At 54.3% G+C, this 17,954-nt stretch carries 16 protein-coding genes; 11 read left to right on the forward strand and 5 right to left on the reverse strand.

What is annotated here, in order from left to right; genetic code table 11:
* Positions 1-9 precede the first annotated feature (9 nt).
* The 10 genes from N1937_RS16480 (at position 10) to N1937_RS16525 (ending at position 10,230) form a co-directional block, all read left to right on the forward strand.
* Entirely contained in the window at positions 10-963 is a 954-nt protein-coding gene (locus tag N1937_RS16480; protein ID WP_260056566.1) for a glycosyltransferase, read from the forward strand.
* The gene (locus tag N1937_RS16485) at positions 960-2,051 is read left to right on the forward strand and encodes a glycosyltransferase (RefSeq protein WP_260056567.1); all 1,092 of its coding nucleotides are present in this window, start codon (positions 960-962) and stop codon (positions 2,049-2,051) included. The genes N1937_RS16480 and N1937_RS16485 overlap by 4 nt, the downstream gene beginning before the upstream one ends.
* Complete coding sequence (locus tag N1937_RS16490; protein ID WP_260056568.1) at positions 2,051-3,310, forward strand: glycosyltransferase; 1,260 nt, start codon at positions 2,051-2,053, stop codon at positions 3,308-3,310. Before N1937_RS16485 ends, N1937_RS16490 begins: the two co-directional genes overlap by 1 nt.
* Before the next feature lie 55 nt (positions 3,311-3,365).
* A complete protein-coding gene (locus N1937_RS16495; protein WP_260056569.1) occupies positions 3,366-4,712 on the forward strand; it encodes a polysaccharide pyruvyl transferase family protein in 1,347 nt (448 codons plus the stop codon).
* Complete coding sequence (locus N1937_RS16500) at positions 4,709-6,226, forward strand: lipopolysaccharide biosynthesis protein (RefSeq protein WP_017965738.1); 1,518 nt, start codon at positions 4,709-4,711, stop codon at positions 6,224-6,226. Before N1937_RS16495 ends, N1937_RS16500 begins: the two co-directional genes overlap by 4 nt.
* Before the next feature lie 41 nt (positions 6,227-6,267).
* Positions 6,268-7,221 (forward strand): glycosyltransferase, encoded by a 954-nt coding sequence (locus N1937_RS16505; protein WP_017965739.1) that lies wholly within the window; start codon positions 6,268-6,270, stop codon positions 7,219-7,221.
* A gap of 9 nt (positions 7,222-7,230) precedes the next feature.
* Entirely contained in the window at positions 7,231-8,112 is an 882-nt protein-coding gene (locus tag N1937_RS16510) for a glycosyltransferase family 2 protein (protein WP_017965740.1), read from the forward strand.
* Positions 8,109-9,089, forward strand: coding sequence for a glycosyltransferase family A protein (locus N1937_RS16515; RefSeq protein ID WP_017965741.1), 981 nt, complete (start codon positions 8,109-8,111; stop codon positions 9,087-9,089). The genes N1937_RS16510 and N1937_RS16515 overlap by 4 nt, the downstream gene beginning before the upstream one ends.
* A gap of 209 nt (positions 9,090-9,298) precedes the next feature.
* The gene (locus N1937_RS16520; RefSeq protein WP_017965742.1) at positions 9,299-9,757 is read left to right on the forward strand and encodes a glucuronosyltransferase; all 459 of its coding nucleotides are present in this window, start codon (positions 9,299-9,301) and stop codon (positions 9,755-9,757) included.
* Positions 9,754-10,230 carry a glycosyltransferase gene (locus N1937_RS16525; protein WP_017965743.1) on the forward strand — a complete coding sequence of 159 codons (477 nt, stop codon included), beginning with the start codon at positions 9,754-9,756 and terminating at the stop codon, positions 10,228-10,230. Before N1937_RS16520 ends, N1937_RS16525 begins: the two co-directional genes overlap by 4 nt.
* Before the next feature lie 42 nt (positions 10,231-10,272).
* On the opposite strand, the gene N1937_RS16530 is transcribed toward N1937_RS16525, so the two are convergent.
* From N1937_RS16530 to N1937_RS16545, 4 genes are all read right to left on the reverse strand, one after another.
* Positions 10,273-10,968, reverse strand: coding sequence for an SGNH/GDSL hydrolase family protein (locus tag N1937_RS16530; protein WP_260056570.1), 696 nt, complete (start codon positions 10,966-10,968; stop codon positions 10,273-10,275).
* A gap of 149 nt (positions 10,969-11,117) precedes the next feature.
* On the reverse strand, positions 11,118-12,425 hold the full coding sequence (locus tag N1937_RS16535; protein WP_017965745.1) for an HlyD family type I secretion periplasmic adaptor subunit: 1,308 nt from the start codon (positions 12,423-12,425) through the stop codon (positions 11,118-11,120).
* A gap of 15 nt (positions 12,426-12,440) precedes the next feature.
* Positions 12,441-14,207: a type I secretion system permease/ATPase gene (locus N1937_RS16540; RefSeq protein WP_017965746.1), complete on the reverse strand. Its 1,767-nt coding sequence runs from the start codon at positions 14,205-14,207 to the stop codon at positions 12,441-12,443.
* 461 nt (positions 14,208-14,668) lie between these two features.
* Complete coding sequence (locus N1937_RS16545) at positions 14,669-16,279, reverse strand: right-handed parallel beta-helix repeat-containing protein (protein ID WP_260056571.1); 1,611 nt, start codon at positions 16,277-16,279, stop codon at positions 14,669-14,671.
* Between the two features lie 689 nt (positions 16,280-16,968).
* Here N1937_RS16545 and N1937_RS16550 point away from each other — a divergent pair.
* Complete coding sequence (locus tag N1937_RS16550; protein WP_170262140.1) at positions 16,969-17,679, forward strand: Ig-like domain-containing protein; 711 nt, start codon at positions 16,969-16,971, stop codon at positions 17,677-17,679.
* A gap of 87 nt (positions 17,680-17,766) precedes the next feature.
* On the opposite strand, the gene N1937_RS16555 is transcribed toward N1937_RS16550, so the two are convergent.
* Positions 17,767-17,892, reverse strand: a complete 126-nt coding sequence (locus N1937_RS16555) for a hypothetical protein (RefSeq protein ID WP_260056572.1) — start codon at positions 17,890-17,892, stop codon at positions 17,767-17,769.
* Positions 17,893-17,954: the final 62 nt, after the last annotated feature.

Raw genomic sequence — 17,954 nt, forward strand, 5'->3', positions numbered from 1 at the left:
GAGAGCAATATGAGCACGATAAAGGTCACCATCCTTTTTTCGACCTATAATGGCGCAAAGACGCTACCCCGGATGTTGGAGGCGCTGACCAAGACGACGCTTCCGCGCGATCAGTGGAAGATCGTGGCCGTCGACAACAACAGCAAGGACAATACGCGCGAAATCCTCGACGCCTTTTTGGACCGGCTGCCGCTTGAGATCTATTTCGAGCCCAGGCAGGGAAAGGAAAATGCGCTCGAAACCGGTTTCAAGCATCTCGATGGTGATCTTGTCATCTTTACTGATGATGACGTTATCCCCGAATCAGATTGGGTTGAGACGTTTCTGCGGGTGTCGGAAGAGAGGCACGACTTCAATATCTTCAGTGGCCTCATCAAGCCCGCTTGGGACGTGACGCCTCCAGAATGGGTTCTGAGCTGGGCGCCACTCAATATCCTTTATGCCGACAATTCGAAGGTGCCGGTGGGCGAAATACCGAGTGCCTGGGTCCACGGTCCCAATTGCGCCTATCGTCGAGCGAGCCTGGGCGACGCCTACCGCACCAATGCCGGATTGGGGCCGAATGCGAGTGTTGCCCAATATGCAATGGGGCAGGATACGATGTTTGCCATCGGTATCGATGCCAAGGCATACCATACCGATGCTGCCGTTGTCGGGCACATCGTCCCTGCTGATTATCTTTCCGAGAAATGGATACTGGGGCGCGCGGAGCGCTATGGGTTGGGACAGCCAGTGACGATGCCCGCCTGGTTCAAGGAGCCCCTCTTTGTATTCGGAATTCCGGCCAAGTCCACGATGCTTATGGCTTATGCCTTTCTCAGATATTTTCTCCTGCGATGGATGGGCGACGCCGAAACGCGTTTCAAAGCCGCATGGGAATATCGGAGGCGACTTGGAAACTTTAGGAAAATTAGGTCTTTAGGGCAGGATAGCCGGGGCGCCTTGAAAGGCGATCCTGCATGAAGATTGCCATTATCGCACCCATCCAGCATCCGATCGGAAAGCCTTTTCGAGGAGGCGTTGAATCACAATTGTGGTTCCTCACGCGCGGGCTCGTCAGCCGCGGGCATGACGTAAAACTTTTCGCCGCATCAGATAGCGACAGCTCACTGCCTCTGCACCCGATCGTGGATAGCTCCGTACTGAATTCTGAGCACCTGCAGAAACATGACGGGCGGTGGATCGAAAAATATCGGCGCTTTCAAAGAAACCGGATCGCGGATCAAGCATATTCGCACATGATCGATGTGGTCTGCGCTTCCAAATTCGATATCGTGCACAACAATTCACTATCGAAATACCCCCTAGCGAATGCGCATCGACTGGGCGCTCCGGTGGTGACGACGATCCATACGCCCGTCTTCAAGGAAGTGGTTGAAGGCGCTAAGGCCGCGAGGTCTAAAAAGGGCTCGGATTTCGTTTGCGTTTCGCGATTTCTACAAGAATCTTGGCGCCCCTATATCGAAAGCAAGGTCGCCTATAACGGCGTTGATCTAAATGGCTGGCATTTCAGCGAACAACCCGATCGGAAGAGAACGGCCATATGGTATGGCCGAATAAATCGCCAGAAGGCGCCGCATATGGCGGTGCGAGCTGCCCTGGAGGCAGGATTTTCCATCTCGTTATACGGCTTGGCAGAAGACACGTCGTACTTCGAGACTATGGTGAAACCGCTGTTGGATCCTGAACGCGCAGTCTATCATGGTTTGGCGGATCATTCCGAGCTTTCACTTGCCATCGGCAAAGCGTCGGTGGCGGTATTTTTGCCTGAATGGGATGAACCCTTCGGCCTGACTTTCGTGGAGGCACTGGCTTGTGGGACGCCGATCGTTGCTTATCAAAGCGGTGCGGCACCCGAAATCATCGACAAGGACAGCGGTATTTTCGTCGAGCGGAATGCGAACGTGAATTTCAAGCAGATTTTCACTGAGGCGAGCCAGTTGTCGCGCGAGAACTGCCGTAACCGTGCAAAGCAGTTTTCGATGGATTCGATGCTTGCAAACTACGAGAGAATTTATTCCGAAACCATACAGGGAGCCAGTGTTCGCTGATGAATACGATGACGACCGAGTTGAATGTTGTCTATTTCAGTCTGAACTATCCGGAGCTCAGCCAGACCTTTGTATTCAATGAGATGCGCAGTCTTCGTGATGAGGGGGCAGGTGTGCGGGTTGTCGCATTGCGCCACGCGGAAGTCGGGGCGTCCGATCTGCCGGCAAAATATGGCTTCTCGAACGCCGTAGATTTTGTGCTGTCGCCGGGCGTTCGCCCCCCCAGATCCAGAAGGGTCTTGCAAGCTGCTCGAGCAATGACGGAATGCGGTGTTGGCATTGGCGCTGCACTCCGTGCCAGCATGAAAAATCGGGCTAATGGTTTGCGCGAAATGCCCTTTTCGCTAAAGCTCCAGGTGGCTGCCAAACTGCAACCGAAAAGCCAGAGGCCGGTGATCCACTGCCATTTTGGTCCTGCCGGTCAATTCATGGCGGATCTGAAGAAGCTCGGACTCGGCACAGCGCCGCTTTCAGTGGTTTTTCATGGTTATGACCTTACCCAATATATGCAGGACAAGCGCGCCGACCTATACCACGATCTGTTCGAGCAAGCAGACCTTCTGCTGCCGATCAGCGATCTCTGGCACCGCCGTTTGATCGAACTCGGCGCGCCGCCAGAGAAGATCCGCACCCAGCGCCTTGGCATCGATTGCAGGGCCTTTCGCTTCAGGGAAAGGGTGAAAAGGTCCGACCAGCCACTACGCTTGATCTCAGTGGGCCGTATGACCGAAAAGAAAGGGCACCGCTATATTCTTGAGGCATTTGCCCAGCTGGTCGCCAGCCAGCCCGATCTCGACATCCGCCTCGACTTGATCGGATCAGGCCCGCTGTTCGATGACATTCGCGCGCTCGCCGACCATTATCAGCTAGGCAGCCGTCTCGTCTTGCACGGAAGCCTTCAGCATGACGAGGTGCGCACGCTCCTGGATGAAGCGCATGTATTCGTACTGCCGAGCGTGACAGCTGCCGATGGCGATATGGAAGGCATACCAGTTGCGATCATGGAAGCCATGGCTCTAGGCCTTGCCGTTATTAGCACACATCACAGCGGTATCCCGGAATTGGTCGCAGACGGAAAGTCCGGTCTGCTGGTCTCTGAACGCGATGTTGAGGCCTTAAGCGCGGCAATGCAAACACTTGCGGTGAACCCCGAAAAGATCGCATCGATGGGACGCGAAGGACGAAATATTATCGAAGAAAATTATAACGAAGAAAAGCAGGCCAAAAAACTCCTCGCAGCTCTGAGTAGTATAAGATGATGCTATTTAAGCAAGTGCTTTAATGGCTTCAAACAAAAGGATCTGATGGGTCGTCATGTTGATTTTGATAGAAAATACCGTTTGTTTGAACGCGGGTGATGCGGCGATCGCGCTGGCAATAATGCGGATCTTGCGACGCGCATTCGGTGAGAAAAGTGAATTTGTCGTTTTTGACAGTAACCCAGAGGTTGCAGCGCGATATTATCCTGACATCAGATTTCGACCGCTGACAACAACTCTGACAGCAACACCATCGATTTCGCTCCCATTCGTTGGGAAGCGCTTCGCGATACGGTTGCGCCGCAATATCGACCGTTTAAAAAAGCATGAGTTTCGGAGATTGCTGAGTTCGGCGCGAAATAATGGAAGCGTCGGCTGGAGTCCGCTTCTGAACAAGCAAGTTCGCGAAAATATCGAACTCTACGCCAAGGCAGACCTTATTGTATCCACAGGGGGGACATACCTCGTTGAGCACTACGATATTTCATCTCGCCTTGAAGAATTCGAAAAGGATTTAATGCTTGGAAAGCCGCTGGTATTGTTTACGCAGTCACTCGGCCCGTTCAACAAACGGGAAAACCAGAGCAGAATTAAATCTATCATCGATCAAGCCAGATTTACCCTTTTGAGAGATGTAAAATCCGAAGGTAATTTGCGCGCTATCGGCGTCAAGCATGATCGTCTTAAAGTTGTATCAGATAGCGTTTTTGCCTTTGCAGATATGGAACGTCTATCAGCGCGCCCGCAATCAGGGGGATCAAAAAAGCTCAAAGTCGCTATATCCGTCCGTGACTGGGCACATTTTGACGGACTTTCGCCACAGCAAGGTATGGCTCAATACAGAAATGCAATCTCTCAAGCAGTTGTAGCGCTGGTGAAGACAAAGAATGCAGAGGTCACGTTTCTGTCAACTTGCCAGGGCATTGCCGAGTACCACTATGATGACTCCATTGTCGCCCAGGGGATTGCTAACGAATTGGATGCAGAGACACAAAAATCGGTCTCCGTTGATTCAGGGTTTTATGGCCCCGATGCACTCCTCAAAAAAGTGGCCGATTTTGATTTCGTGATCTCCACACGCATGCACATGGCTATTTTATCACTGTGTGCCGGGGTGCCGGTGCTTCCAATCTCATATGAATTCAAGACCACAGAACTGTACAACGGTCTGTCTCAGAGCCAATGGGTAACAGACATATCGCACATCGAACCCGTGAGCTTTACCGAACGCGTACTCGAATTCACCGAGCATCTGGATGAATTCTTTCAAGCTGCCGCGCCAAAGATTCGTGAACAGTCTTTATCGGCTTGGTCGGCAGGCGCACTCATCCAGGCATCCTTGTCGTCGCAGTTGCATGACGCAAAAATTGACGCAAAATTTGTAGAGCAGGCATCATCATGACAAATGCACCCAAGCGGATAGGAGCGAAGACACTCCAAGCGTCGTTCTGGTTGATGACAGGTGTCTTCTATGGCCGCCTCGCAAATCTGGCGATGACGATAATCCTCGCACGTATCCTCGTGCCCGCAGATTTTGGTCTTGTGGCGCTGGGCACGACATTACTTATTATCCTGACATCAGTGACGGACTTGTCTCTGGCAAATGCCCTCATTCATCATCAGGATAACAAGGAGGCTGATTTCCATACTGCTTTTACGCTGAGTGCAATTCGCGGCTTTTTGCTGGCGATTGTTATGGTGATCAGTGGATTTGTTATGGCTCACCTCTATAACGACCCTAGGCTTATTGGCGTTTGCACGGGCCTCGCAGTGCGCCCGCTTTTTAGCGGACTAGGAAGTCCCTACTACGTAACCTTCGCGAAGGAACTCGATTTCGGTACGGTCGCCAAAAACGAGGCGTTGAATTATACCGCGCAACTGGTCGTAGCCGTCGGTGTCGCCTGGTTTACCGAGAGTTACTGGGCAATCGTCGCAGGTGCGGTGGCCGCGTCCACTACCGGAATTGTCGCGACTTATATTAGGGCGCCTTATATTCCCCACTTCACATTGTCCTCGTGGCGAAAACTTACCAACTTTTCAGTTTGGGTTACGCTAAATCAATTCGTTACGATTATCGGGAATCGCTTCGATAACTTCCTTGCCGGCGGCCTGCTCGGAATTTCGAGCTTTGGCGCATATAATGTCGGCAACAATATCGCAGCTATGATTACGCAATCCGCGTTTCAGCCGCTGGAACGGGTCCTGTTTCCCAGTTTTGCAAAATTGACTGGAGACAAGGCGAGATTAAATGAAGCTTTCCAGAAAAGTCAGGCTTCTCTTTTCGCGATCGGCTTTCCGATGGGTGTCGGCCTTGCGTTGGTGGCCGAGCCTTTCGTGTATCTGACGCTCGGACCCAAATGGTCTATTGCCGTCACTGTTATTCACTTTATCGCACCGGTACTTGGAATGCAGATCGTGTTCGGCCCCTCGAACGCTCTTGCCTATGCTCTGGGCGCCACCCGAACTCTTTTCAACAGGGGCATCGTACTCCTCATATTTAGAGTGCCGATCGTGCTGACTGGCCTCTATTTCTTTGGCCTCGTTGGTCTGCTCGTTGCTCGAGTGATATCCGGAGGCGTAGTGGTGTCGATTGTCAATTTCTATATCGTCAGATCCTTGACCGGGCTTAGTCCATGGCGGCAGTTGCTCGTGACCTGGCGGTCATGGGTCAGCGGCGGCGCCATGGTGTTAGCACTCCTGACGCTACGAGATTTTTCGGCGCCGATAGCGACCAATTTGGGCGCGGGCAAGATGCTTGTCGAAACCGTCCTGCTTGGGGGCGGCGTCTATTGCTGCGTTCACGCCTTGCTTTGGGTGATGAGTGGCCGATCGCAAGTTGGGATTGAGTCGGAGTTGGTCAAGATGGCTTCTGGTGTTTTAGGGCGTTTCAAGAAACTACACCGGCGATCGATATAAGGCGGCCCGCCAATGTAGATTCGAAAAGGAGTCCATGAGGCATGGCAGATCCTAAAATCAGTGTCGTCTTTTCATCTTATAATGGTGCAAGCCGCAGGTTGAAGCACACCTTGGAATCCCTCGTTCATCAGGATCTATCCCCTGATCAGTGGGAGTTGATTGCTGTCGATAACAACAGCGGAGACAACACAATGGATCTATTGGAGACGTATCGCGAGCGCCTGCCAATCTTGATCCTGAAACATTCGCAGCCGGGCAAATCAAGCGCGCTCAACGCCGCACTTGAGAAAGCCGGCGGGTCTCTTGTCGTATTTACCGACGATGATATACGCGCCGAACCTGATTGGCTTCGCGAAATTGCTGCTTGCGCGGATGCCAACCCGCACTATGGCATTTTTGGCGGCAGGATTGTTGCCGAATGGGAGCATCTTCCGACCGGAAATCCTCTGCTCGAATGGATTCCTATGGGATCGACCTTTGCGATTGTCGACGAGCAGATCAGCGGGCCCTGCGATCCTACGAAAGTGTGGGGACCGAACACTATCGTGCGACGGAGCGCTCTCGGTTCGGACGTTCGATATAGAGAAGATCTCGGCCCCCTACCGGGAGGGTTGTTCGCAATGGGCGAAGACCAGGAGATCATCATGCGCCTCTCGGCGCGCGGGGTGCAAGCCTATCGTTGCGCCGAGGCCGTCGTTCATCACTGGATTCCCGCATCCAGCGTGAATGAGCTTTGGGTTCAGAAGCGCGGAGAACGACTTGGATACGGCGTACCCGCGCTCTTTCCGCAGGATGTCCCAACTGGACCGCGGATCGCGGGTGTACCCGTGAAGACTTGGATCGAGAGCGCGCAATGGGCGTTGCGCGCCGCCCTGCTCTATCCCACGCCCTCTTCGAGGAAGCGGTTCTGGGCAATCTGGAAGAACTACTATATGCGCGGCTATAGAGCGGGCGTAAGGCGGTATGCACCGTCGATACCGGTTACAAATCGCTAGGGGATGGGCATGAAAATTTCCGTTCTGATCAACAACTACAACTACGCGACCTATCTACGCGCCTGCATCGATAGCGCACTCGAGCAGGATTATCCGGAGTTCGAAGTGGTGGTGGTCGACGACGGATCGACCGACGATTCCCGCCAGATCCTTGCCTCCTATGGGGAACGGATCCTGACGGTATTGAAGGAAAACGGCGGCCAGGCATCGAGCTTCAATGCGGGTTTTGCGGCCGCAAGCGGCGATATCCTCTTTCTCCTCGATGCCGATGATGCGTTTCTGCCCGGCAAACTTGCTCGTATCGCCGAGATCTACGATCGCAATGAGATCGACTGGTGCTTCGACCGGGTGACGACCGAGGAAAGCGACCTGCCGCCTGCAACGCTGCAAGTGACACTGTTCGACAAGCGGGACACGCTTCGCAGGGGCGGCTTTCCCTCGCTTCCGGTTCCGACATCGGGCTTGAGCTTCCGCCGCCACCTGCTGTCCCAGATCCTGCCGATGTCCGTCGCGACAGACGTCGTCCTCAGCGACAATTATATCAAGTTTGCTGCTGCCTTTCTCGGCCGCGGCGCGATCGTCGAAACACCGCTGACGTTTCAGCGCATTCATGAGTCGAACCGCTACACGGGTACAAGCAGAGCAAAGACGCTGCGCCCGCGGATCATGATCGCAACTGGGCTGGAACTGGCACGCCGCTATGACGGGCTGCAAACACTCGGCAAGAGCCTGGTGGCCGGCGGCATTGCCGAAACGACATCGCTGCTGAAGCTCAGGGGCGAAGCTCGCAACACGGTGGCCGGCGGTCCGTTCGGCGCTGCAGCAACCGAAGTGGCCTTGATGGCGGCGCGCAAACGTTTGGGAAATATGCTGCGGAGAGGACAGTCATGAATCAGCAACAGACTTTTCCGCATTCATCCGTCGTCACAGAAGCAGGCAACGCACCGTTGAATATCGCCGTCGGCGTGCTGACCTATCGACGCCTCGACGGGATCGCCAAGCTGCTCGACGTGATGACCCGCCAGGTCAGGCATCCGGATCGCCCCTATCATCTCACTATGGTGATCGTGGATAATGATGCGGCCGGCAGCGCAAAGGCCACGGTGGAGGGTTTCGGCCAGACTGGTGCCTACGACCTGATCTACGTCATCGAACAAAACCAGGGCATACCGTTTGCGCGCAATCGCGCGCTGGATTCAGCGCCCCTCGGCACCGACCTCTTCTGCTTTCTCGACGATGATGAATGGCCGGTCGACGGCTGGCTGGACGCGATGCTGGAGACAAGGAAGAAAAACCGCGCCGATTGCGTCTATGGCCCCGTCCAACCGGTCTATCCCGAAAACCCGCCGGAATATTTCATCAAGGCAAGGGTGTTCGAGCGCAAGAAGAACAAAGACGGCCAACGCATTTCTTATGCCGCCTCGAACAACGTCATGTTCGACTATCCCCTGATCCGCTCATGGAATCTGCGTTTTGAAGAGAAGATGCGCTTCACCGGGGGCACGGATTATCTGTTCTTCAATCAGGCCATTCGCCGTGGCATGCAGGTTTTCTGGGCTGATAAGGCGCTTGTCCATGATATCGTTCCTGCCAGCCGGATGACCTGGAAATGGGTATTGCAAAGACAATACCGGCTCGGCAATACCTTCGCAGTCAGCGAGGTCCTGCATGGCAACCTCAAGCGCCGGATCTATCGCGCGGCCTATGGCGCCACCAGAGTCGTGCTTGGACTGCTCATGCTGCCGGCGATCTTGATTTCGCCCTATTGGGGCATGCGAGCCCTCACCCATGTTCTGCGCGGTGCGGGCATGGTTAATGGAATTCTTGGACATGCATATCAGGAATACAAGCCCAATGCCGCTCTCTGATATTGTTTGCAAGAGCGCCCCTTGGAAGAGTTCTGACCCTTATTATCTTCCAGATGAAAACTCATGAGTGATTGGCTGTCCATGAACTTCAAGGCTTCAACCAACCGGGCCAAAAATGCTACACTTCTACTGAACTATCGTGACACAGCCGCTATTCGAACCGAATGGTTTTTCGCGCTTCATCGGTCAAATATAGGAGATGCCTGTCTATGGCTGAGAAAAAATTGAAGGTTCTCGCTGCCTCGTCGGGAGGCGGCCACTGGGAGCAGCTGATGGCCATGCGCGGCGCATTCGAGGGCTGCGATATCGTCTTTGCGACGACCATCCCGGGACTGCTTGCAAAATACGACATTCGGGACGGACTGGTCCTTCCCGATTGCAGCCGCGACTCGATTGCAATGTCGATCCGGTGCTTTTTCAGCGCCTTCTCCATCGTCATCAAGCAGAGGCCAGACGTCATTATCTCGACCGGTGCGGCGCCTGGGCTTTTTTGCCTGCTTGCCGGCAAATTGACGGGCAAGCGGACGATCTGGATCGATAGCGTCGCCAATGTCGAGAAGCTGTCCCTATCGGGTAAATTGGCTGGCCATATTGCAACGCTCTGGCTCACGCAATGGCAACATCTGTCGCGGCCGGATGGCCCCCATTACGCAGGAGCTGTCCTTTGATCCTTGTCACCGTCGGAACACAGCTGCCGTTTGATCGCCTCGTCAGGTCTGTCGACACCTTTGCAAAGGAACTGTCCAAACCGGTTCTGGCGCAGATCGGCAGAGGCAGTTACACGCCACAGAATATGAAATGGATCAAGAATATCGAGCCTAAGGACTTCGATAAGGTCTTTCGCGATGCAACGGTCATCGTCTCTCATGCGGGAATTGGTACAGTGCTCACGGCCAAGCGTTTTGGGAAGCCGATCATTCTCGTTCCCCGACAGGCGGCGCTCGGCGAGCACCGAAACGATCATCAGCTTGCCACGGTGGGTCAGCTCGCAGGCCGACCGGGTATCTACGTCGCACATACCGATGACGATCTCAGGAACTATCTGCTTGAAGAGCTGGATAGCCCGTCTCACGAAGATTCGTCGGAGGCCGGCCGGGCTTCGCTGGTCACCTACTTGAAAACCTATATTGCGGCCGTCTGACCTGGAAGCCGCCAAAATCTGTGACGGATTTGAGAAATCTTTTCACTCTCCGCAATTGTTGCCGGCGATACGTTTGACGAGTTCAGGCGCGATGATTTTGGAGGCCATGTCGGGCTGAGGATGCACGCCGTCGGGAATTGCCGTGGCCAGGTCATCCGGTGTAAGACGCTCCCAGTTGGGCCGGTGGTCGACAAACTCCAGACCACGTTTTTCCGCCTCCGCCTGATGTGCAGAGACATAGCTATTGACGAAGGGGCGGATCAGCCCACGCAATCCTGAAAACGGATTCATGGCCATGACGATGATCCGCGCTTTCGGCAGGCGCTGCTGGAGTTGGTCGAGAATGTCGCCGATATTCTTTCGGCTTTGCGCAAGCGACACGAACCGATGCAATGTTGCGTCATTGGCGTAGAGTTCAATTAGGATGATATCCGGCTGCGCGGCAACCACGCGATCAACTTGGGTAAGGGCCCATAATGACGTCTCGCCGCTCTTTGCAACACTCTCGACTTTCACGGGCCTTTGCAGGCAGGCTGCAAGCCTTGTCTCGAGAGCGGGCTGCCATCCCCCGCGAGCCGTTAAGGATGTGCCGAAAGCCACTATTTTCAGCGGCTGAGCACCATCGGCATGGCCGTTTTTGACCGCTGAAAACATGACCAGACACGCCAGAAACAAAACCAATCCATAAGCCGATCGCTTCTCAGTCGGCGCCCCTCGCCAAAGCAGCAAACACATCATGGGGAGACCTTGCAGCAGGCTTGAGACAATTTGGTGAAATGGCCGCTCATGCCCATTCGAGCAAGGCGAAACTATCCAACCTCAGCCTGGCGGATGATACCGGCTGCTTTGAGATGTTAAGGCTCCTAACGACCCGAAACAGCCGCCAATCACTCCTGGCGAAATACGTGCTGCATCTGATCGGTCAGCGGCTTCGTCAGATAGGATATCACGGTCCGGTCGCCGATCTTGATGAAGACCTCGGCCGGCATGCCGGGATAGAGCTTTATCGTCTTCAATTTGGCAATGCTTTCAGCTTTCGGCTTGACGCGCAGGGGATAGTAGCTGATGCCCGTGCGCTCATCCTTGACGATATCAGGGGCGATTGAGGTAATCTCACCGCTCACATCAGGCGTCGTGCGTTGATCGAAAGCGCTGAAACGCACATCGACGGACTGGCCGACGTGAACCTGATCAATATCGCGGGTGGCGACTTTCGCCTCGACCGTAAGTTCGTTATTTTCGGGAACGACGAGCATCAACGTCTGACCGGGATCGATAACACCATTGACGGTGTGAACCGAAAGTTCGTGAACTCGCCCAGTCAACGGTGCGGTAATGTCGAGACGGTGCAGCTGATCGACTGCGGTTCCGCGGCGCTCTTCATATTCGGCGATCTGCGCCTCGACGTCGGTCAGGTCCTTTGCAATTTCCGAACGACGGTCCTCATCCAACTGGATCGACTGGCGATCGATCTCGATTGCCTTACCTTCGGCCTCCGCCTTAGCTGCGATTTCCTGGCCGCTGTTGCCCTGGAGATCGGCGCGGGCGCGCTTGAGCGTATTCAAACGCTGAAGCGTGACGAGGCCTTTCTTGTAGAGCGTATCAATGCCTTCAAGCTCCTGTTCGATCAAGCCCAGGGAATCGTTGGTGGCGTTGATCTGAACGACCAACCCCTTTACCTGCTCGGCCAGTTGATCCTTGCGGGATGCCAGCTGGCTCTTCATTCCGATGAGCGCCGTCCTGCGACTGTCGAACAATTTCTGCTCGCCATCGAGAAGCTTCTGCGCGGAAGTGCTGGATGTCAGATCGCTGATGTTTTCCTCGACCTCGAACGATTCGGCGCCGATCCGTTCCGCCTTCAGACGGGCACGGCGCGCATAAAGCTGAGCGAGCGTGCTTTCGACAATCGAGAGGTTCGCTCTGGTCGTCGTTCCATCGAGCCGGATCAGGACCTGCCCTGCCGTCACATGGTCGTTTTCCGAGACCAGCAATTCCGACACGATACCGCCTGTCAGGTGCTGGATCTTCTTTACATCGCCGTCGACGACGATTACGCCCTCGCCGATGACTGCGCTCGACAGCTCTGACGTCGCCGCCCAACCGCCAATGCCGCAAACGAGGGCTATCGACAACACACCGACAACGGCAACATGCCGATTGAGGGAGCGTTTCGATTCACTGATAACCTTGATCACAATCTTCCTTCTGGCCTATTCGGCCGCATTTATGCCGTCGACGACGACTTTAAGCTGAGCCACGCGCTCGGCAATCGGCGTACGTGCCGCTTCCGGTCGGCTGACCCTTGCCAGAACTTCCTCTTTGGGACCGAACGCGATCATACGGCCTTCCTGCATCATCAGCACGAAGTCGCAGACTGCCAGAACGCCTGACCGATGTGCGATGACAACGACAATGCCGCCCCGCGCCCGCACGCTCATGATCGCGGCACTCAGCGCCCGCTCGCCTTCTTCATCGAGATTGGAGTTCGGTTCGTCGAGCACGACGAGAAATGGTTCGCCGTAAAGCGCCCTTGCAAGCGCGATACGCTGCCTCTGGCCGGCCGAAAGCGCAGCACCGCCTTCGCCGATTTCGGTTTCGTAACCGTTCGGTAGACGAAGAATAAGATCGTGAACACGCGCCGCTCTCGCTGCGGCAACCACTGTCTCAGGCGACATCTCCTTCGCGAAACGGCAGATATTCTGCGCGACGGTCCCCGAGAAAAGCTCCACATCCTGCGGGAGATAACCGATATGCCGGCCAAGCGCGTCGCCATCCCACTGGTCGAGTGCTGCGCCATCGAGACGAATGGACCCTCTGACGGTCGGCCAGATACCCATCATCGCCCGTGCCAGCGACGACTTACCCGAGGCGCTGTAACCAATGACACCAAGCGCGCTCCCTGCCCTTAAGCCGAAGCTGATATCGGAGATGACCAGGCGCTGACCCGCCGGCGGTCCACTCGCCAAGCCCTCGACCGTGACTTGCTTGGTAGGAGCCGCGAGCGCAAGGGGGGCTGGAATCTCAGGAATGGTTTTCAGCAGGCTCGAAAGCCGCGCCCAGCTCTGCTGAGCAGAAACGAAACCACGCCAATTTCCAATCGCCGCTTCGACAGGCGCCAGGGCGCGCGAGGTCAATATCGAGCCCGCGATGATAATTCCCGAAGAGGCCTGCCCTTGAATGACCAGGATTGCGCCGGTCGCGAGCGTTCCCGATTGCAGAGCAATACGGAAAATCTTCGACAAGGTCGCATATCCGTTGCCGACATCCGATGCCTGCCGGGTGATCGTTCGATATTCACTGTTCTTGCGGTCCCAGATTTCGGCCATCGTGCCTGCCATGCCCATGGCGTGAATAACCTCGGAGTTGCGGATCGAGGTCTGCGCGAAGGCATTCCGCATATTGGCGGAGTCAGACTGCTTTTTGGAGAGCGTACGCGTTCCCTGATTGGTCATGAACGTCAGGATAGCGAGAACCAGCGATCCACCGATCGCGATATATCCGATCGCCGGATGAAAGAGGAAGCAGATCACGATATAGAACGGCAACCAGGGCAGATCGAACATCGCTGTCGGCCCCATACCGGACAGGAAGGTTCGGATCTGGTCGAAGTCGCGCAACGGCTGAAGCCCGTCGCCGCCGATTTTGACCTTCAACGGAGCCTTGATCAGCGCGCGGAACACACGTCCGTTCACCATCTCGTCAAGCGCACCGGCAACACGTACAAGCATCCTGCTTCGCAGAACCTCGAACGCTCCTTGAAAACAGTAAAGCATTAACGCAAGTATTGCCAGGACAACCAGCGATGGTATACTTTTACTAGGGATGACCCGGTCATACACCTCAAGCATAAAAAATGAACTTGTAAGGTATAGGATATTAATAAGCGCGCTTGCTATTCCGATGAAAACGAGCCCCCCCTTGCATTTCTTTAATGCTTTGGATGGCTCGCTGACATCAGCTGCTGAATTCTGAAACACGAAATAATCCCTCTCTTACCGCATCGCACGAAAGCAAATATGCCGGCGCAACTCCAGCTCCGGGTCCACGCCCGATCAATGACACGACTGCATTGGACCCCCGGCACCGGCGCCGGACCCGCTTGCAAGCCCACGACCTATTACATGAATCCAACCAAAAAGTGGCCAAAAACTCCAATTTATAACGAGCGGTTTCAGGGATTCTGTCTTGACGCTACGCTAAATATACCAACCTAAGCAAGTGAAAATCGCAAATTGCCCAACAACGGCGCAGAGAGATGAACGTATCGCGCGCATATGTGCGACGATTACTCCGGCGTTAACTGTAAATTCAATCTATAGTTCATTTTTCCTTTGAACGGCGGAACTATCTTTTATCCGCACCTTCGACCGCCGCGACACCCCTTCATCATCAAGCTCTCAGATGTTGAACAGCGGGCCGGCGCTCTTTTTGGCGTGATTCAAACCAGCAGGTGCGATGCTTGGCTGCTATGGAACGCGTCCACATCGATATAAACGCCGAGCGAGTCGGTATCGATGTGAGAAGCGCCGTCAGAAATCTTGTATTGGAAGGATTCGCTGACCTTTCCGCTGAGACCGGCGATTTTCACCGCATCGACCGTATACGTGTAATCACCATCGCTCTCCACATGGATGACTCCGTATTTCCCGGTCAGCGTCAGGCCATGCTTATCCACTGCACTGTCACCGAAGCGACGAAGCAGCACGGTTCCATTGATTGCGCTGTCGTTTTCGAGGAGGTTGCCATGATAGGCGCTGCCCGTATCCGTCGAGATCTTCAGGCTGTCATGGGCTGCGACGATCTTGGGAACGGCGACGGTGGGTGCGGTGGAAACCTGCGCTTCAGTCGCGGGCGCCGGAGTGCTTGTCTGCGTCGGTGTTGACGGTTCGACATGCGGCTCCACAACCGGTGTGGTAGGCGTCTCACTGTTGGACGGGGTGTTGCCAGTCGCAGCGTCGAGTTCGGCCTGCGCTTGCTCCAGCGTTTTATTATCGTTGATCAAAAAGGTGCTCTGGAGGGCAATTGCGACCGGCATTGTCAACGTCGACACCACGCTGTCGATGATATTATCATGAAAAGAGCCGGATGCAGGCCTGTCGACCTTCAGCGCCGAAGACGACAGGTCGTCAAAGACATTACCATGAATATCGATATCGATGCGCGTATAACTCGGGTAACCTGCAGCGCTGATCGACACGCCCCAGACGCCGTCATGAATATAGTTTCCACTGATATCATAGTTTGTCGCATTGCCCTGATCGCCAAGGCCGATACCGTAGGACCAACTATAGCCGCCGTATCCCGAGATGTCGTTGTTGTGGATGGCGATATTCGTGCCCGCGTTGGCACCTATCCCGAAACCGCCGCCGACCACGGTGTTGTCCTCGACCACTGCATTTACAGCCCGAACAAGCGCCAGAACGCCCTTTGCGCTATTGGTCTCCGTTTGCTCCAGATGGTTACCCTTGATCAGGATATTGCTGCTGTCGTTCAACTGAACGGCGTCCGCCGCAGCGCCTTGGCTGTTAACGATCAGGTTATTGACGATGGTAACGCCAATCACCCTATCCATCCAGATGCCGTCTCCATTCACCCCGGAAATCTTGCTGTTTTCGATGGTAATGTTCTGGCTGCTCTGGAAATTGACGGAACCGGGCTTGCCGGCAAGTCCGGTATTTTCGACCTCGACGTTGCGGACGATCCAGTTAGAGACATTTCCCGCGTATATCGCCCCACCGCCGGTATCAGCAATCTTGATGTTCTCCACAATGATGTTTGACGCTTTCGATCCGTGGATGCCGTCATTGCTACTGTGAATGACCGGCGCATCGCCAACGCCGTAACTACCAATGGTAATCGGAGAGCTGACAGTGCCGGAGTATTTCAGGTCGAATTGTTCGTTAAACACGCTTCCGGCGGCAAGCAGCACGTTGTCTCCCGGCTTTAACCTCAAGGATTCGACTGCGGAAAGCGTCGCGAAAGCCGACTGCTCGCTCATCCCACTATTCTGATTGGATCCCGTTGCCGAATTTACATAGTAGACGGTCACGCCATGATCTCCCAAAGATACTGGAAAATCTTTTACCTGCGGACCCCTCTCTGCCTCCTGAAATGGAACACTAAAATGCGTTCTATCTCGCGATAATTCTTACATCCTCTACAAATTATCTTCGCTTCTCTCATATTTCGCATTGCAAAAAAAGTTGCGCTGCACAATTATGAATAAGTCGGCTGACATCAGCGGTGACATTAAGACTATCTTCCAGGACACGCATATTAATTTGCGAAACTTGCGCCTCGAAAGAAACGTTACCCGATAAACATATGTGACAAGAGCTCGACATCAGTTACTTCGCCGAAAATCATGAGATCGAGCGGGGAACGAAACAATATAGCGATCCCACGCCATAGCCCGTAGTGATTATGTCAATATCTCATCTGCACATCTGAACCTCAGCGTATTTTTATAAATTGCCTTTGCATAAACATCCTTATCTCCTGAAGAAAAATGGATTCGTATCTGTTATTCGACATTTTCTCTTATTTTAAACGTAACAATCCCCTGGCGTTTCATTGCCTTATGCGAGTTCAATGTGTGTCATTATTGTACAATACACCCCAAAAACGTTCACTTGCTGTTAATTACACCCTTGACTCTCAGTATTAAGATATCCTTAATCGGGCGGCTCGCTAAAGGTCAGAATTGACCTAGCAAAGAACAATTCAAGGAGAGAACCGATGGCTGTTCACGCAACCGACGATAGTGCAACATTCCTGGAAACTGACGCCATTTCAGGAAATCTGCTTTCCAACGACTCATCCGATAACGGACACCTGTTCCTGCGCGCCTTCGACGGTGCGAGCGTTGGCGCCAAGAGCGGCAACAGCCAGGTCACAGAGATCCAGGGCGACTACGGCACCTTCTTCGTCAAGCCTGACGGTAGTTACACTTATGTCCTGAGCGACGCTGCCAAGATCGGCTTCACCAATGGTGAATTGATCCAAGAGAAGGTCTCGTACAAGATCTCCGACGGCAGCGGTCATACCGATTTTGGCCTGTTCACTCTGAACATTCAGGGCGTAACCCAGGTCAAGCCGATTGCGGTCGACGATCACTACAGCTTCAACGAAGGCGACGTCATTGGCGGCAACGCCCTGGACAACGATATTGCCGGCGACAATGGCAAGCTCTTCCTCCGTCAGTTCGATGGCAAGGCTGTAAACGGCGATCCGAGCGCAACGACCAACGTCACCGGCGCCTACGGTACGTTCCATGTGAAGGCAGATGGCTCATTCACCTATGATCTGGCAGCGGATATCGCTCCGGGCGATCACGTCACGGAAACCGTCCAGTATTACAAGATCTCGGACGGCGAAGGCCACACCGATGCCGGCATTCTGACGCTCAATATCACGGGCACGGATTTTGTCTCCGGCGCCAGCGTCTGATCGTCAACACCCAGTCAATAAACGATGCCCGCCGCGCAGACGGCGGGCATTGTTCATGCAAGTTGAGTTCCTCAAGAGAATAGGTGCTCAGCTGTCTGCGACCAGATAAATCGCTTCGAGGCTTTCAGCAAGGCGCGAAACGACCACGCCCAGAAACGCACGAATTACGTTCCATCCGGGCATCGGTTTATCGGGCCGCGCTTGTTCCGGCATCCTACGCAGCGCTCCTATTCGGCTTGTGTAAAGCGGCGTCCCGTCTGTCGGAAATACCCGAT

The organism is Rhizobium sp. WSM4643 (genome assembly GCF_025152745.1).
Classification (GTDB): domain Bacteria; phylum Pseudomonadota; class Alphaproteobacteria; order Rhizobiales; family Rhizobiaceae; genus Rhizobium; species Rhizobium leguminosarum_I.

What these genes read in the sequence shown, in the direction of transcription:
- N1937_RS16480 (WP_260056566.1), top strand. Translation starts at nt 10, where the DNA reads ATGAGCACGATAAAGGTCACCATCCTTTTTTCGACCTATAATGGCGCA.
- N1937_RS16485 (WP_260056567.1), top strand. Translation starts at nt 960, where the DNA reads ATGAAGATTGCCATTATCGCACCCATCCAGCATCCGATCGGAAAGCCT.
- N1937_RS16490 (WP_260056568.1), top strand. Translation starts at nt 2,051, where the DNA reads ATGAATACGATGACGACCGAGTTGAATGTTGTCTATTTCAGTCTGAAC.
- N1937_RS16495 (WP_260056569.1), top strand. Translation starts at nt 3,366, where the DNA reads ATGTTGATTTTGATAGAAAATACCGTTTGTTTGAACGCGGGTGATGCG.
- N1937_RS16500 (WP_017965738.1), top strand. Translation starts at nt 4,709, where the DNA reads ATGACAAATGCACCCAAGCGGATAGGAGCGAAGACACTCCAAGCGTCG.
- N1937_RS16505 (WP_017965739.1), top strand. Translation starts at nt 6,268, where the DNA reads ATGGCAGATCCTAAAATCAGTGTCGTCTTTTCATCTTATAATGGTGCA.
- N1937_RS16510 (WP_017965740.1), top strand. Translation starts at nt 7,231, where the DNA reads ATGAAAATTTCCGTTCTGATCAACAACTACAACTACGCGACCTATCTA.
- N1937_RS16515 (WP_017965741.1), top strand. Translation starts at nt 8,109, where the DNA reads ATGAATCAGCAACAGACTTTTCCGCATTCATCCGTCGTCACAGAAGCA.
- N1937_RS16520 (WP_017965742.1), top strand. Translation starts at nt 9,299, where the DNA reads ATGGCTGAGAAAAAATTGAAGGTTCTCGCTGCCTCGTCGGGAGGCGGC.
- N1937_RS16530 (WP_260056570.1), bottom strand. Translation starts at nt 10,968, where the DNA reads ATGATGTGTTTGCTGCTTTGGCGAGGGGCGCCGACTGAGAAGCGATCG.
- N1937_RS16550 (WP_170262140.1), top strand. Translation starts at nt 16,969, where the DNA reads ATGGCTGTTCACGCAACCGACGATAGTGCAACATTCCTGGAAACTGAC.
- N1937_RS16555 (WP_260056572.1), bottom strand. Translation starts at nt 17,892, where the DNA reads ATGCCGGAACAAGCGCGGCCCGATAAACCGATGCCCGGATGGAACGTA.